A 15,377-nucleotide genomic window follows, 5' to 3' on the forward strand; every position below is an offset into this window, starting at 1 on the left:
CACGAGGAGATTCATGTCACCGGTGGAGATCACCAAAGACTCCAATCCGCTCAGGGTGCCGGAAGATCGCCGGCTCAACCGCATTGCCGGCCCGAGCAGCCTCATCATCTTCGGCGTAACGGGCGACCTGTCGCGCAAGAAGCTGATGCCGGCGGTCTACGACCTTGCCAACCGTGGCCTTCTTCCCCCCGGGTTCGCCCTCGTGGGCTTCGCCAGGCGCGACTGGGAGGACCAGGACTTCGAGAAGGTCGTCTACGACGCCGTGAAGGAGTACGCCCGCACTGAGTTCCGTGACGAGGTGTGGCGTCAGCTTGCGCAGGGCATCCGCTTCGTTCCGGGCGAGTTCGACGACGACGCTGCGTTCCAGCGGCTCAAGGACACGGTCGACACGCTCGACAAGGAACGCGGAACCATGGGAAACCACGCGTTCTACCTGTCGATCCCGCCGAAGGCCTTCCCGCTCGTGACCGAGCAGCTGCGTCGCTCGGGCCTGGCCGATCAGGACCACGGGTGGCGACGCGTCGTCATCGAGAAGCCATTCGGAAGCGACCTGAAGACGGCGCGCGAGCTGAACAAGGTGGTCGAGACGGTCTTCCCGGCCGACTCCGTGTTCCGCATCGACCACTATCTCGGCAAAGAGACGGTGCAGAACATCCTGGCGCTGCGCTTCGCCAACGAGCTTTACGAGCCGATCTGGAACGCGAACTACGTCGACCATGTGCAGATCACGATGGCCGAGGACATCGGCGTCGGCGGTCGGGCCGGCTACTACGACGGCATCGGAGCGGCCCGCGACGTCATCCAGAACCACCTGCTGCAGCTGCTCGCCCTGACCGCGATGGAGGAGCCGGTCTCGTTCGACGCCGCCGACCTTCGCGCCGAGAAGGAGAAGGTGCTGAAGGCCGTCCGCGTGCCGAAGGACCTGTCCACCGCCACTGCGCGCGGACAGTACTCCAGCGGTTGGCAGGGCGGTCAGAAGGTGGTCGGCTTCCTCCAGGAAGACGGCATGAACCCGCAGTCCACGACCGAGACGTATGCCGCCATCAAGCTGGGCATCGGAACGCGTCGCTGGGCAGGAGTTCCCTTCTACCTGCGGGCGGGCAAGCGACTGGGCCGTCGGGTCACCGAGATCGCGGTGGTGTTCAAGCGCGCACCCCAGCAGCTCTTCGCCGAGTCTCAGACGAGTGCACTGGGGCAGAACGCTCTGGTCATCCGCGTGCAGCCCGACGAGGGCGTGACGATCAGGTTCGGCTCGAAGGTGCCCGGCGCAGGCATGCAGGTGCGCGACGTGAGCATGGACTTCGGTTACGGCCACGCCTTCACCGAGGCGAGCCCCGAGGCGTACGAGCGACTTATCCTCGACGTGCTGCTCGGCGATCCGCCGCTGTTCCCGCGGCACGAAGAGGTGGAGTTGTCCTGGAAGATCCTCGATCCGATCGAGGAGTACTGGGCATCCCACGGCGCCCCGGAGCAGTACCGTCCGGGAACGTGGGGTCCGACATCCGCTGACGAACTACTCGCCCGCGACGGACGCACCTGGCGGCGCCCATGATCTGGAGAACACTGTGATCGTCGATCTTCCCGACACAACCACCAGCAACGTCTCGAAGACGCTCATCAAGATCCGCGAGGAAGGCGGGGCGGTGGCGCTCGGCCGCGTGCTGACGCTGATCATCGCCACCAGGCTCGGCCAGGAGGAAGAGGTCATCGAGGCGGCGAACGAGGCGTCGCGCGAGCATCCGATGCGCGTCATCGTCGTCTCGACGGCCGACCCCGATCATCCGCATGCTGACGCAGACAGCCGACTGGATGCACAGATCCGGGTCGGCGGCGACGCCGGTGCGAGCGAGGTCATCGTCTTGCGCGCCTACGGAGAGACGGCCAGCGACGAGGAGGGCCTGGTCACCGCGCTCCTCCTGCCGGATGCGCCCGTCGTGGTCTGGTGGCCGGGTACAGCGCCCGACGTGGTCTCGACCTCGGCGCTTGGCCGGATCGCCACGCGCCGCATCACCGACTCGTCGTCCGCCGGCGACCCTCACGAGGCACTTCTGCACCTCGCTGAGACGTACGCCCCTGGCGACACGGACTTCGCGTGGACACGTCTCACGCTGTGGCGCGCGCAGCTCGCCGCGGTGCTCGACCAGCCGCCGTATGAGTCCGTCGATTCCGTCGAGGTGTCAGGCGCTCCCGATTCGCCGTCGACCGTACTGCTCGCCGCCTGGCTGCGGCTGCAGCTGGATGCCCCCGTTCAGCACGATCTCACGGCACGTCAGCGGGCGCTGAGCGGCATTCACGGTGTGGAGCTGCGCAGGGCGACGGGCACCATCAAGCTCGTGCGCGACATGCCCGATCTGGCTACGCTGTCGCAGCCGAACCAGCCGATGCACGATCTCGCGCTGCCGCGCCGGAACCTCCGCGACTGTCTGGCGGAGGAGCTGCGCAGACTCGACCCGGACGAGCTGTACGGCAAGGTGCTGACGAAGGGACTCCCGCTGCTCGAGTCGGAGGAACGGGAAGCCGTTCGATGACCGGCGAACGACGGGTGCTCGTCTACCCGGAGCGTGACGCCCTGGTGGCATCGGTCGCGCGTCGCTTCCTCACCAAGACGGCCGATGTCGTCTCCGACAAGGGCCGCGCGCACGTGTGCCTGACCGGCGGCACGGTCGGGATCGCCGTGCTCGCCGCGGCGGGCCAGGCGGCCGGCCACGAGTCCATCGACTGGTCGAAGGTGCATTTCTGGTGGGGTGACGAGCGCTGGGTGCCGAGCGACTCGGACGACCGCAACGACAAGCCAGCTCGCGAGGCTCTTCTCGACCGCCTCGATCTCCCTGCATCGAACGTGCACGCATTCCCGGCATCCGATTCGGGCCTCGAGCTGGATGAGGCCGCGGATGCCTACGCCCGAGAGCTGGCACGCTTCCCGTCGAAGGAAACCGAGTTCCCGCGTTTCGACATCACGTTCCTCGGAGTGGGTCCTGACGGCCACATCGCCTCGCTGTTCCCGGATCGTGCGGGCATCAGGGAGAGCGAACGCACGGTGATCGCGGTGCGGGACTCCCCCAAGCCGCCTCCTGAGCGTCTGAGCCTCACCAGGCCGGTACTCAACGCGTCCGCTCGCATCTGGCTCGTGTTGGCCGGCGCCGATAAGGCGTCCGCACTCGGACTCGCCCTCGCCGGCGCCAGCTATACGGAGGTGCCGGCGGCGGGAGCCAAAGGCAGGAAGCGCACAGTGTTCTTCGTGGACCGCGACGCGTCGGCGGAAGTGCCGGAGAACCTCATCGCACCTGAGTACTGATCACGTGCTGCGCCGCCCCGGGAGCGAACGCGGAGGTAGCGGCACGAACAAAGGGCGGGACCGAACGATCGTGTTCGGTCCCGCCCTTTTCGCTTGGACTGTGGACGGCTCGGCCGCCTCTGTCGTCAGTTGGTGGCGGTGAGGCGGCCCCGGCGCTCCCGGAGCTGCCGCAGGGCCTCCTCGAGGAGCTGCGCTGCCTCCTCTTCGGTGCGGCGTTCCTTGACGTAGGCAAGGTGCGTCTTGTACGGCTCGAGCTTGGCCACCGCCGGCGGGTTCTCCTTGTCCCGGCCGGCGGGAAGACCCGACGTCGGGCAGTCGATGATATCCGGGATCTCCTCGTCGGGGAGGTTCGCCGCGAAGTAGCGAACGGTCTCGTTGCCGAGCGCATCCCAGTACCGCACCGCGATGCGGTCGGCGTGGTAGCCGTGATCCTGCTCCCCCATGGGGCCGGACCCGACGCGGGATCCCCTGATCGCGCTGCCGCCAGATGACATGAATCCTCCTAGATAGCGCCGCAGTGGCGACGGTGCGCTGCTACGCGCTGAACTTCGTGATGAGTCCGAGCACCACGATGCACGCGATCCAGATGAGACCGAGAATGATCGTGATGCGGTTGAGGTTGCGCTCGGCCACACCCGACGCCCCGAGGTTGGACGTCATGCCGCCTCCGAACATGTCGGAGAGGCCGCCGCCACGTCCCTTGTGCAGCAGGATGAGGAGGGTCAGCAGGAGGCTCGTGATGCCGAGCAGCACCTGGAGAACGACCGTGAGAATCTGCACGAGGTAGAAGCCTTTCGGGGTTGTTGTCCGGTAGGGCGAACGGGTCGCGGGACCGAGGATCAGTATATCGGTACCGCGCGGCCTGGCCACGAGTCGTGCTCACCGACCATCGCATCAGGTCGAAACGCTCCACGTCGCGGCGCGTGTACCGCGCGGCGGATGGCTTCAGAGGGGCAGGTTCAAACGCCGACGTGCTTCTGGTAGCGCACGATGGCCGAGAAGCCTTCCACGTCGAGGCTGGCGCCGCCCACGAGCGCGCCGTCGACATCCGGCTGGCGCATGAAGCTCGCGATGTTGTCCGCCTTCACCGAGCCCCCGTAGAGGATGCGTGTGGCCGCGGCCGCCTCATCGCCCAGCCGCGCAGCGATGGCGCCGCGCAGAGCGGCGGCGACCTGCTGCGCCTGATCCGGCGTCGCGGCCTGCCCCGACCCGATTGCCCACACGGGCTCGTATGCGACCACGAAGTCGGAACCCTTGGGAATGGACTCCAGCACCACGTTCAGCTGCGAAACGGGCACGGCGCTGGCGCCGTGCGTCTCAAGGTCTTCGGCGGTCTCGCCGACGCAGATCAACGGAACCAGTCCGGCAGCGATGGCGGTAGCGGTCTTCGCGGCCACGACGTCATCGCTCTCGGCGTGCAGCGTGCGGCGTTCGGAGTGACCGATGACCACGTACGAGCAGTCCAGCTGGGTGAGGAAGGAGGCCGCGATCTCGCCGGTGAACGCCCCGGGTGCGTGCGCGCTGACATCCTGTGCGCCGTAGACGATCGGCAGCTTGTCCCCAGCCACGAGCGTCTGCACGCTTCGCAGGTCGGTGAAGGGCGGGAAGACGGCGACCTCCACGGCGCCGAAGTCGTGACCGGCATCCTTCAAGCTCCAGGCGAGCTTCTGCACGAATGCGATGGCCTGCAGGTGGTCGAGGTTCATCTTCCAGTTGCCTGCGATGAGCGGGCGGCGTCCGGAAAGGGCCGCCCCGCCGTTCTTGGCCGTCATGCCTGCCATCCGAGTACCTCCAGGCCGGGTAGAGACTTTCCTTCAAGGAACTCGAGGCTCGCTCCCCCGCCGGTCGAGATGTGACCGAACTGGTCATCGTCGAAACCGAGGGCGCGCACTGCGGCAGCCGAGTCCCCACCGCCGACCACGCTCAGACCACGTGTTTCGGTGAGAGCCTCGGCGACGGCGCGCGTGCCCGCCGCGAACGGCGCAAGCTCGAACACGCCCATCGGACCGTTCCAGAACACCGTCACAGACTCCCTGATGACCTCGGCGAACTCGGCCGCGGTGTCCGGACCGATGTCGAGGCCGAGGCCCGACGATCCCCAGGGCGAATCCTCGATGGAGTCGGCTGGGCGCACCTCGTGCTCTGCGTCGGCGCCGAACTTGGACGCGACGACGACGTCGGTGGGCAGGATGATCTCAACTCCGAGTTCGTGCGCCTTCTGCAGGTAACCCTTGACGGTCTCGATCTGATCTTCCTCGAGCAGGCTGGAGCCCACCTTGTGGCCCTGTGCGGCGAGGAACGTGAACAGCATCCCGCCGCCGATCAGCAGCGTGTTGACGCGCGGAAGCAGGTGGCCGATGACACCCAGCTTGTCCGACACCTTCGAGCCGCCGAGTACCACGGTGTATGGCCGCTCGGGAGTGTCGGTGAGACGCTCGAGCACGTCGAGTTCGGCGGCGATCAGGAGGCCTGCGGCGCTGGGGAGCGCCTTGGCCAGCTCGTAGACGCTCGCCTGCTTGCGGTGCACGACGCCGAACCCGTCCGAGACGAACGCATCTCCGAGCGACGCGAGCTTCGCGGCGAACGCGGCACGCTCGTCCTCCGACTTGCTGGTCTCCTCCGGATTGAAGCGGAGGTTCTCGAGCACCGCCACGTCGCCGTCGGCGAGGGATGCTACGGCATCCTTCGCCTCGTCGCCGACCGTGTCGGCCGCGAAGCGCACCGGCTTGTCGAGCAGCTCGCCCAGCCTGGCGGCAACGGGCGCGAGACTGTACTTCGGGTCCGGAGCGCCGTCCGGGCGCCCGAGGTGCGAGACGACGACGATGCGGGCTCCCTGCTCGATGAGGGCGCGCAGGGTGGGCAGCGACGCGCGGACACGGCCGTCGTCGGTGATCTCGCCGTCCTTCAGGGGGACGTTGAGATCACAGCGGACGACGACCGTGCGACCGGCGAGCGAACCCAGTGAGTCGAGAGTGCGAAACGTCAACCGAGTTCCTCCGCCCGGGTCAGAGACGCTCGGCGACGTACTCGGCGAGGTCGACCAGGCGGTTCGAGTAGCCCCACTCGTTGTCGTACCAGCTCGACACCTTCACGAGGTTGCCGATGACGTTGGTCAGACCCGAGTCGAAGATCGACGAGTACGGGTTCTGCTTGATGTCGCTGGAGACGATCGGGTCTTCGGTGTACTGCAGGATGCCCTGGAGACGACCCTCTGAGGCGGCAGCCTTGTATGCGGCGTTGATCTCATCGACCGTCAGGCCTTCACGGGTGACGACGGTGAGGTCGACGATCGACCCGGTGGGAACCGGCACGCGGTACGAGGTGCCGTCGAGCTTGCCCTTGAGCTCCGGCAGCACGAGGCCGATCGCCTTCGCTGCGCCTGTGGACGTGGGCACGATGTTGATGGCGGCGGCGCGGGCGCGACGCAGGTCTTTGTGCGGGCCGTCCTGCAGGTTCTGATCTGCGGTGTAGGCGTGCGCGGTCATCATGAAGCCGCGCTCGATGCCGAACGTGTCGTTGAAGACCTTGGCCAGCGGTGCGAGGCAGTTCGTCGTGCACGACGCATTGGACAGGATGTCCATGGTCGCCGGGTCGTACGTGTCTTCGTTCACGCCGATCACGAACGTGCCGTCTTCGCCCGTGGCGGGAGCGGAGATGATGACCTTCTTGGCGCCGGCCTCGATGTGCTTGCGCGCGTCGTTGGCGTTGGTGAAGCGTCCGGTGGACTCGATGACGATGTCGACGCCCAGGTCGCCCCAGCCGAGGTTGGCCGGGTCGCGCTCCTCGAGAACCTTGATGGGCTTGCCGTTCACGACGATGCTGTCGCCCTCGAGCTCGACGGTCGCATCCAGCGGCCCGCCGACGGAGTCGTACTTCAGAAGCTGCGCGAGGCTCGCGTTGTCGGTGAGGTCGTTCACGGCGACGATCTCGAGGTCGCTGCCCTTGGCAAGCGCTGCGCGGAAGTAGTTGCGGCCGATGCGGCCGAACCCGTTGATGCCGATCTTCACGGACACGAAAGGACTCCTGTTACTGGGGCGCCGTTCGGCGCTGAATTGCGATGAAGGGAACGAACGGACGACGGTGTCCCGGGCGGATCCCGTCCGGGACACCGGCCCGATTACGACAGTAGCAGCAGGCCAGAGGTCTTCTCGCGCGCCCTCGTGAAGCGCTCCTGCACGTCTGCCCAGTTGGTGATGTTCCAGAACGCCTTGACGTAGTCGGCCTTCACATTCTGGTAGTCGAGGTAGAAGGCGTGCTCCCACATGTCGAGCAGCAGCACCGGGACCGTCGCGGCCGCCAGATTGCCCTGGTGGTCGTAGAGCTGCTCGATGATCAGCTTCTGCCCGAGCGAATCCCAGGCCAGAATCGACCAGCCGGAGCCCTGGATGCCCAGTGCCGAGGCGGTGAAGTGTGCGCGGAACTTGTCGAACGATCCGAAGAACTCGTCGATCGCGGCCGCCAGTTCGCCCGTGGGCTTGTCTCCCCCGTCCGGCGAGAGGTTGTTCCAGAAGACCGTGTGGTTCACGTGCCCGGCGAGGTTGAACGCCAGGTCCTTCTCGAGCTTGTTCACATAGGTCAGGTCGTCGGCGTCGCGCGCTTCCTGGAGCTTGGCGATGGCGGTGTTCGCCCCGTCGACGTATGCCTTGTGGTGCTTGTCGTGGTGGAGCTCCATGATCCTCCCGCTGATGCTCGGCTCGAGCGCCGAGTAATCGTAGGGAAGTTCAGCGAGCGTGTAGTCAGCCATTCACTCTCTCCTCGTGATCGAGCCGCGACGCGACGGCCGCACCGCGGTCTGAGCAACCCTTCCACTCTACTGAGGCGGCACGGGATGCGAGGCCGAGGACCTACAGGTCGAGGTCGGCGGGAAGGCTGGCCTCTGTACCGGGGATGCCGAGCTCGGAGGCGCGCTTGTCGGCCATGGCGAGGAGGCGGCGGATGCGCCCTGCGACGGCATCCTTCGTCATGGGCGGGTCTGCGTGGTGACCGAGCTCGTCGAGGCTGGCGTCCCGGTGAGCCAGTCGTAGCTCGCCTGCGTAGCGCAGGTGCTCGGGAATGGTGGGGCCGAGGATCTCCATCGCACGCTCGACTCTGGCGCACGCTGCGACGGCGGCCTGGGCGGATCTGCGCAGGTTGGCGTCGTCGAAGTTGACGAGGCGGTTCGCTGTGGCGCGCACCTCGCGGCGCTGCCGCAGCTCCTCCCAGGTGCGAACGGTGCCTGTGGCCCCCATGCGGCTGAGCATGGCACTGATGGCCTCGCCGTCGCGCACCACCACCCTGTGCACCCCGCGCACCTCGCGGGCTTTCGCCGGGATGCCGAGCCGGCCGGCGGCGCCGACCAAAGCCATCGCCGACTCGTTGCCAGGGCACGTGATCTCGAGTGCGGCCGAACGGCCGGGGTCTGTGAGCGATCCGTGAGCGAGGAACGCGCCGCGCCATACCGCAGCGAGGTCTTCCTTCGAGCCTGTGGTCAAGCGATTCGGCAGACCCCTGATGGGCCTGCGATGCTGGTCGAGGAGGCCGGTCTGGCGTGCCAGGGTCTCTCCACCGTCGACGACACGCACCGTGTAGACGGTGTTCTTGCGGATGCCGCCAGCCGACGTCACCGACACCTCGCTACGTACGCCGTAGAGCTCGGCGAGAGCCTTGCGCACGTGCCTTGCGAGTTCCGGCGAATCCAGCTCCGCCTCTACGGCGATCCGTCCCGAGATCAGGTGCAGTCCCCCGGCCAGGCGCAGGATCGTGGCCAGTTCGGCCGCGCGCACGGTGTTCTTGCCCGCCTCGACGCCGAGGAGCTCTTCTTTGACGTCAGCGGTCAGTGCCAATCCCGTTGTTCCGTTTCTGTGTCGATCGTGTGCTGCCCGACGGGGAAGCACAGCGGCAAGGAGCGCAATGCGTCATTCCCGACCGAGGTCACGGTGCTTGATCGCCACCGCAACGCCTGGAGCATCGCGAAGACGAGCGGCAAGCGCTTCCGCGATGGCCACTGAGCGATGCTTGCCCCCAGTGCAGCCTACCGCGATGGTGGCGTGGCGCTTGTTCTCGCGCCGGTAGCCCTCGAGCACCGGGCGCAGCGCTTTCGAGTATCCGTCGACGAATTCCGTTGCTCCCGGCTGGTCGAACACGAACTCCCGCACCTCGGGGTCGAGCCCGGTCAGCGGCCTCAGTTCAGGCTGCCAGAACGGATTCGGAAGGAACCGGGCGTCTGCGACCAGATCCGCGTCGGGCGGCAGGCCGTACTTGAAGCCGAAGCTCATCAGCGTGAGCTGGATGTCTGCAGAGTCTTCACCCGCGAAGATCTCGTTGATCTCGACGGCGAGCTGGTGGATGTTCAGGTCGGACGTGTCGATGATGATGTCGGCCGACTCGCGCAGCTCCCTCACGCGGCCCCGTTCGGCCGTGATGCCGTCGAGGATGGTGCCGGTGCCCTGCAGCGGGTGCGGCCGGCGCACGGATTCGAAGCGGCGCACGAGTGCGGCATCCGTTGCATCGAGGAAGATCACACGCACCTGCACGCCACTGCGGAGCGACTGGATCATCTCCTGCAGGTCGGAGAAGAGCCCGCGCCCGCGCACGTCGACGACGGCGGCGATCCGCGGCAGGCGGGATCCGGCGCGACCTGCGAGGTCGATCAGCGGCCGCAGCATCTGCGGCGGCAGGTTGTCGACGACGTACCAGTCCAGGTCTTCCAGAGCATTGGCGACGGTGGAGCGCCCGGCACCTGACATGCCAGTGACGATCAGCAGCTCCTGGTGCTGGTTGTCTTCCTCGGGTTGTGGGTCGGACATCCTTCGCCTCGGGTCGTGGGTGTGCTGAAACCCCAGCCTATGGGGTAGCCGGTTCTTCGGCCGTGTCTGCGCCCGCCTCTGCACTGCCGGCCTCTGCGCTCCCGGCTTCAGCAATGCCGGCTTCAGCGCCGCCGACTTCAGCTCCACCGGCCTCAGTGCCACCGGCCTCTGGGCTTCCCTCAGCGTGCAGCGCGGAGTAGACGGCTTCGGCCAGGGACGGCCCGATGCCCTTCACCTCAGCGATGACCGTGGGATCGGCCTGCCGCAGGCGGGCTACCGATCCGAAGTGCTTCAGCAGTTCTCGAACGCGTGCCGGACCCAGGCCAGGGATGTCCGCCAGCGTCGACGAGATGTCGCGGCGGCGCTTGGCGCGCTGGTAGGTGATCGCGAAGCGGTGCGCTTCGTCGCGGATGCGTTGCACGAGAAACAGCGCGTCGCTGTTGCGCGGCAGGATGACCGGGAAGTCGGAGTCGGGAAGCCACAGCTCCTCCAGGCGCTTGGCGATGCCTGCGAGTTGGATGCCCGTCACGCCCGATTCCTCGAGCGCTCTGCGTGCCGCCGCCACCTGCGGCTGCCCCCCGTCCACCAGCAGCAACTGCGGCGGGTAGGAGAACTTGCGCGGCCGCTGCGCCACCTCGATCTCGTCGCCCACGCCGTTCTGCGGCGCCGTGGCATCCGTACCGGCGTGGTCTTGGGAATGTGCGGCACGGTCCACGTCGGTGTCACCGACTGCTTCGTGGTCGCCTGTGCCTGAGCGGAGGTAGGCGAGGCGGCGGGTCAGAACCTGGTAGATCGACTCGGTGTCGTCTGTTGAGGCCGGGATGCTGAACCTGCGGTACTGGTCTTTGCGCGGCAGGCCGTCTTCGAACACCACCATCGAGGCGACGATGTTCGTGCCGGAGAGGTGCGAGACGTCGTAGCACTCCATGCGCAGCGGCGCCTCCGACATGCCCAGCGCGTCTCTGATGTCTTCGAGTGCCTGGGACCGCGCCACGAAGTCGGCGCTCCGCCTCGTCTTGTACAGCATGAGGGCGTTCTTGGCGTTGGTCTCGGCGGTCTGCGCCAGTGCAGCCTTCTCACCGCGCTGCGCGACGCGAAGGTGCACCCTTGACGGTGCCACTCCTCTGCTGCGGACTCCCTCGGCGCCCTGCGTACGGCGCGTGCCGAGCCAGCGCTCGAGCTCGGCGGCGTCCTCCGGCAGAACGGGAACGAGGATCTCGCGTGGCGGAGGGAACTCCCCGTCGTATGCGTTCTCGAGGACGGTCTCGATGAGCTCAGCCACGTCGACGTCGAGCTCCTTGTCGACCACCCAGCTGCGGGTTCCGCGGATGCGTCCGCCGCGCACGATGAACTGGTGAACGGCCGCGGCGAGTTCGTCATCCGCAATGCCGAAGACGTCTGTGTCGACGTCGTCGGAGAACACGACGGCCGTCTTCTCCATGACGGCTCGCATGGCCTGGATGCTGTCGCGGTAACGGGCCGCCGCCTCGTACTCCTGTGCCTCTGCTGCTTCGCGCATCCGTTGCTCGAGCGCACGGACGTACCTGGTGTCGTTGCCCGCCATGAACGACACGAAGTCGTCGGCGACCTGACGGTGCTCGTCGAGCGTCACCCTCCCGACGCACGGCGCGACGCACTTGCCGATGTCGCCGAGCAGACAGGGCCGGCCGGTCAGCTCGGCTCGGTGGTAGACCCCGTCCGAGCAGCTGCGCATCGGGAAGGCCTTGAGCATGAGGTCGAGCGTCTCGCGGATAGCCCAGACCTTCGTGTACGGGCCGAAGTAGCGGGCGCCCTTCATGGTGTGGTTGCGCGTCACCATGGCTCTCGGCACCTCGTCGGCCAGCGTTACCGCGAGATAGGGATACGTCTTGTCGTCGCGGAACTGCACGTTGAAGGGAGGGTTGAACTCCTTGATCCACGTGTACTCGAGCTGGAGCGCCTCGAACTCGTTCGCGACGACCGTCCACTCGACGCTCGCCGCCGTGGTGACCATGCGCCTCGTGCGTTCGTGCAGGTTGCGCAGCGGCTGGAAGTAGTTGCTCAGGCGGGCGCGCAGATTCTTCGCCTTGCCGACGTAGAGAACGCGCTTCTTCGCATCCCGGAATCGGTATACCCCTGGCCCGGTTGGGATCTCGCTGGTTTTCGGACGGTACGCGACGGTGTCGGCCATCGCGCGTCAGGCGCTCTTCTGCTCGGCGGGCGCCTCGGCATCCAGAATCTCACTCAGGAACACGCCCGTGTGGCTGCCCTTCACCCTGGCCACCTTCTCGGGAGTTCCCGTCGCGACGATCCGGCCGCCGCCCGAGCCGCCCTCGGGTCCGAGATCGATGATCCAGTCCGCCGATTTGACCACATCGAGGTTGTGCTCGATGACGATCACGGTGTTGCCCTTGTCGACCAGACCGTTCAGCACCTCGAGCAGCTTGCGCACGTCTTCGAAGTGCAGGCCGGTCGTCGGCTCATCGAGCACATAGACGCTGCGCCCGTTGCTGCGGCGCTGGAGCTCGGTCGCGAGCTTGACGCGCTGCGCCTCGCCGCCCGAGAGCGTGGTCGCGCTCTGTCCGAGCCGCACGTAGCCGAGGCCCACATCGACCAAGGTCTGCAGGTAGCGGTGGATCGCAGAGATGGGCCTGAAGAACTCGGCAGCCTCCTCGATCGGCATGTCGAGCACCTCGGCGATGTTCTTGCCCTTGTAGTGCACCTGAAGCGTGTCCCGGTTGTAGCGCGCTCCCCCGCACACCTCGCACGCGACGTAGACGTCTGGCAGGAAGTTCATCTCGATCTTGATCGTGCCGTCGCCTGAGCACGCCTCGCATCGACCGCCCTTGACGTTGAAGCTGAATCGTCCGGGCAGGTAGCCGCGAGCCTTCGCCTCTCCGGTCTCGGCGAACAGCGTGCGGATGCGGTCGAACACGCCGGTATACGTGGCGGGGTTGGACCGCGGAGTGCGGCCGATGGGCGCCTGGTCGACGTGCACCACCTTGTCGAGCTGCTCGGTTCCGGTAACGCGGCTGTGCTTGCCCGCGACCTTACGTGCACCGTTCAACCTGTTGGCGAGCACTCGGTAGAGGATGTCGTTGACCAGGGATGACTTGCCCGAGCCGCTCACACCCGTGACGGCCACGAACACCCCGAGCGGGAAGTCGACCGTGAGGTTGTGCAGGTTGTTGGCGTTCGCGCCCACCACGCGGAGCATGCGTTCCGGGTCGATCGCCCTGCGTCGCGCCGGCGTCTCGATCGCACGACGTCCCGCCAGGTAGTCACCGGTCAGCGACTCCCGATTGGCCAGGAGCTCGTCGTATGTGCCCGAGTGCACGACCCGGCCGCCGCCCTCGCCCGCGCCCGGGCCGATGTCGACGATCCAGTCTGCGGTACGAATCGTGTCTTCGTCGTGCTCGACGACGATCAGCGTGTTGCCCAGGTTACGCAGCGCCACGAGCGTGTCGATGAGGCGACGATTGTCGCGCTGATGCAGTCCGATGCTCGGCTCGTCGAGCACGTACAGTACGCCGGTGAGGCCGGAACCGATCTGGGTGGCCAGCCTGATGCGCTGCGCCTCGCCGCCGGAGAGCGTCGCCGCGGCCCGGCCCATGCTCAGGTAGTTGAGACCCACCTGGATGAGGAAGTCGAGGCGTACCTTGATCTCGCGCAGCACCTGAGCAGCGATGGTCTGCTCGCGATCGGTGAGCTCGAGTTTGTTCATGAAGGATCTCGCGTCGGCAAGGCTCAGGTCGGCGACGTCGGCGATGCTGTGCCCGTGGATCAGCACGGCGAGCACTTCGGGCTTGAGACGCTTGCCCTGGCACACCTGGCACGGAACCTCACGAAGATACTCGGACCAGCGCTGACGCTGCGTGTCGGACTCCGCTTGCAGATACTGGCGCTCGATGTACGGCACGACGCCCTCGAAGCCAGACGTGTAGCTGAGCTCGCGGCCGTACCTGTTGCGCCACTTGACCTTGACCTTGAAGTCCTTGCCGCGCAGGATCGCCTCCCGCACCGAACGTGGCAGCTCGTCCCAGGGCGTCTCGAGGTCGAAGTCGAGATCGCGTGAGAGACCGTCGAGCAGCTTGTCGTAGTACTGGTACAGGCCCTTGCCCTGGGTGCTCCAGGGCAGGATGACGCCCTCCGAGATGCTCTGCGAAGTGTCGCCGAGCAGCAGTTCCTCGTCCACCGACATGCGTGTTCCGAGGCCCGAGCACTCGGGGCATGCACCGAACGGGGCGTTGAAGGAGAAGGTGCGGGGCTCGATCTCGGTGAGCTGGATGGGATGCCCGTTCGGGCACGCGAGCTTCTCGCTGAAGTTGCGCGTGGCATCCGGTCCCGACTCGTCCACGAAGTTGATCGTGACGAGGCCGTCGGTGAGGCGCAACGCCGTCTCGAGCGAGTCGGTGAGGCGGGTGAGGATGTCGGGCCCGGCCACCAGCCTGTCGACGACGACGGAGATGTCGTGCTTGTACTGCTTCTTCAGGATGGGCGGGCTGGACAGCTGGATCTGCTCGCCGTCGACCTGCGCGCGGGAGTAGCCGGATGCCGAGAGTTCGGCGAAGAGGTCGACGAACTCGCCCTTCTTCTGCTTCACAACCGGGCTGAGCACCAGGTACCTGGTGCCGGGCTCGAGCTCCATGAGCTGGTCGGCGATCTGCTGCACCGTCTGACGTTGGATCATCTCGCCGCACACCGGACAGTGCGGAATGCCGATGCGTGCCCACAACAGACGCATGTAGTCGAAGATCTCCGTGATGGTGCCGACGGTCGACCGTGGGTTGCGGTTCGTGGACTTCTGATCGATGGAGACGGCGGGGCTAAGGCCCTCGATGAAATCGACGTCTGGACGATCGACCTGTCCGAGGAACTGCCTCGCATATGCGGACAGCGACTCGACGTAACGGCGCTGCCCTTCGGCGAAGATCGTGTCGAACGCGAGCGACGATTTGCCCGATCCGGAAAGGCCCGTGAACACGACGAGAGAGTCGCGAGGGATCTCCACGTCGACGTTGCGGAGGTTGTGCACGCGGGCACCGCGAACGCTCAGTTTGGAGTGGGCTTCCACTTTCGAGATCGACACCCGAAAAGTCTAGGTAAACCCCCTGACAAACGAGTGAGGTGAGAGCGATGGATGCTTGCATCCATCGCCGAGGCGATTGAGTTTGTCGCAGCGGCGAAGCCGCGACCACAAACGAGTGAGGTGAGAGCGATGGATGCGTGCATCCATCGCCGAGGCGATTGAGTTTGTCGCAGCGGCAGGGCCGCGACCACAAACGAGTGCGCCCAGAGCGATCAGGTCTCCGCCCCGC

The 15,377-nt window shown here is 66.5% G+C and carries 13 protein-coding genes; 3 read left to right on the forward strand and 10 right to left on the reverse strand.

What is annotated here, in order from left to right; translation table 11 throughout:
• Positions 1-13: 13 nt before the first annotated feature.
• The 3 genes from zwf to pgl are packed head-to-tail and all read left to right on the forward strand — an operon-like array spanning position 14 to position 3,295.
• Positions 14-1,552: a glucose-6-phosphate dehydrogenase gene (gene zwf, locus ACO2Q7_RS01110; RefSeq protein ID WP_423353806.1), complete on the forward strand. Its 1,539-nt coding sequence runs from the start codon at positions 14-16 to the stop codon at positions 1,550-1,552.
• Between the two features lie 13 nt (positions 1,553-1,565).
• Positions 1,566-2,528, forward strand: coding sequence for a glucose-6-phosphate dehydrogenase assembly protein OpcA (locus ACO2Q7_RS01115; RefSeq protein ID WP_423353807.1), 963 nt, complete (start codon positions 1,566-1,568; stop codon positions 2,526-2,528).
• Positions 2,525-3,295, forward strand: a complete 771-nt coding sequence (gene pgl, locus ACO2Q7_RS01120) for a 6-phosphogluconolactonase (protein ID WP_423353808.1) — start codon at positions 2,525-2,527, stop codon at positions 3,293-3,295. Before ACO2Q7_RS01115 ends, pgl begins: the two co-directional genes overlap by 4 nt.
• Positions 3,296-3,420: 125 nt before the next feature.
• Here the strand turns inward: pgl and ACO2Q7_RS01125 are convergent, their stop codons facing one another.
• The 10 genes from ACO2Q7_RS01125 to uvrA all read right to left on the reverse strand — a co-directional run bounded on the left by ACO2Q7_RS01125 (position 3,421) and on the right by uvrA (position 15,148).
• Entirely contained in the window at positions 3,421-3,789 is a 369-nt protein-coding gene (locus ACO2Q7_RS01125; protein ID WP_423353809.1) for an RNA polymerase-binding protein RbpA, read from the reverse strand.
• 40 nt (positions 3,790-3,829) lie between these two features.
• Positions 3,830-4,075 (reverse strand): preprotein translocase subunit SecG, encoded by a 246-nt coding sequence (gene secG / locus ACO2Q7_RS01130; RefSeq protein ID WP_423353810.1) that lies wholly within the window; start codon positions 4,073-4,075, stop codon positions 3,830-3,832.
• Between the two features lie 179 nt (positions 4,076-4,254).
• Positions 4,255-5,076 (reverse strand): triose-phosphate isomerase, encoded by an 822-nt coding sequence (tpiA, locus tag ACO2Q7_RS01135; protein ID WP_423353811.1) that lies wholly within the window; start codon positions 5,074-5,076, stop codon positions 4,255-4,257.
• On the reverse strand, positions 5,064-6,281 hold the full coding sequence (locus tag ACO2Q7_RS01140; protein WP_423353812.1) for a phosphoglycerate kinase: 1,218 nt from the start codon (positions 6,279-6,281) through the stop codon (positions 5,064-5,066). Before ACO2Q7_RS01140 ends, tpiA begins: the two co-directional genes overlap by 13 nt.
• A gap of 19 nt (positions 6,282-6,300) precedes the next feature.
• Positions 6,301-7,308: a type I glyceraldehyde-3-phosphate dehydrogenase gene (gene gap / locus ACO2Q7_RS01145; protein WP_423353813.1), complete on the reverse strand. Its 1,008-nt coding sequence runs from the start codon at positions 7,306-7,308 to the stop codon at positions 6,301-6,303.
• A gap of 104 nt (positions 7,309-7,412) precedes the next feature.
• Positions 7,413-8,039: a superoxide dismutase gene (locus ACO2Q7_RS01150; protein WP_423353814.1), complete on the reverse strand. Its 627-nt coding sequence runs from the start codon at positions 8,037-8,039 to the stop codon at positions 7,413-7,415.
• 100 nt (positions 8,040-8,139) lie between these two features.
• The gene (whiA, locus tag ACO2Q7_RS01155; protein ID WP_423353815.1) at positions 8,140-9,117 is read right to left on the reverse strand and encodes a DNA-binding protein WhiA; all 978 of its coding nucleotides are present in this window, start codon (positions 9,115-9,117) and stop codon (positions 8,140-8,142) included.
• 72 nt (positions 9,118-9,189) lie between these two features.
• Positions 9,190-10,080 (reverse strand): RNase adapter RapZ, encoded by an 891-nt coding sequence (gene rapZ, locus ACO2Q7_RS01160; protein ID WP_423353816.1) that lies wholly within the window; start codon positions 10,078-10,080, stop codon positions 9,190-9,192.
• Positions 10,081-10,117: 37 nt separating this feature from the next.
• Positions 10,118-12,250 (reverse strand): excinuclease ABC subunit UvrC, encoded by a 2,133-nt coding sequence (gene uvrC, locus ACO2Q7_RS01165; RefSeq protein WP_423353817.1) that lies wholly within the window; start codon positions 12,248-12,250, stop codon positions 10,118-10,120.
• A 6-nt stretch (positions 12,251-12,256) separates the two neighbouring features.
• Positions 12,257-15,148 (reverse strand): excinuclease ABC subunit UvrA, encoded by a 2,892-nt coding sequence (uvrA, locus tag ACO2Q7_RS01170; protein ID WP_423353818.1) that lies wholly within the window; start codon positions 15,146-15,148, stop codon positions 12,257-12,259.
• Between the last annotated feature and the right edge of the window lie 229 nt (positions 15,149-15,377).

Origin of the sequence: Rathayibacter sp. KR2-224 (genome assembly GCF_049446075.1) — a bacterium.
Classification (GTDB): Bacteria; Actinomycetota; Actinomycetes; order Actinomycetales; family Microbacteriaceae; genus Humibacter.

Excerpts from the sequence above, each read along its gene's own strand:
- zwf (WP_423353806.1), top strand. The coding sequence starts at position 14 with ATGTCACCGGTGGAGATCACCAAAGACTCCAATCCGCTCAGGGTGCCG.
- pgl (WP_423353808.1), top strand. The coding sequence starts at position 2,525 with ATGACCGGCGAACGACGGGTGCTCGTCTACCCGGAGCGTGACGCCCTG.
- ACO2Q7_RS01125 (WP_423353809.1), bottom strand. The coding sequence starts at position 3,789 with ATGTCATCTGGCGGCAGCGCGATCAGGGGATCCCGCGTCGGGTCCGGC.
- tpiA (WP_423353811.1), bottom strand. The coding sequence starts at position 5,076 with ATGGCAGGCATGACGGCCAAGAACGGCGGGGCGGCCCTTTCCGGACGC.
- ACO2Q7_RS01150 (WP_423353814.1), bottom strand. The coding sequence starts at position 8,039 with ATGGCTGACTACACGCTCGCTGAACTTCCCTACGATTACTCGGCGCTC.
- rapZ (WP_423353816.1), bottom strand. The coding sequence starts at position 10,080 with ATGTCCGACCCACAACCCGAGGAAGACAACCAGCACCAGGAGCTGCTG.
- uvrC (WP_423353817.1), bottom strand. The coding sequence starts at position 12,250 with ATGGCCGACACCGTCGCGTACCGTCCGAAAACCAGCGAGATCCCAACC.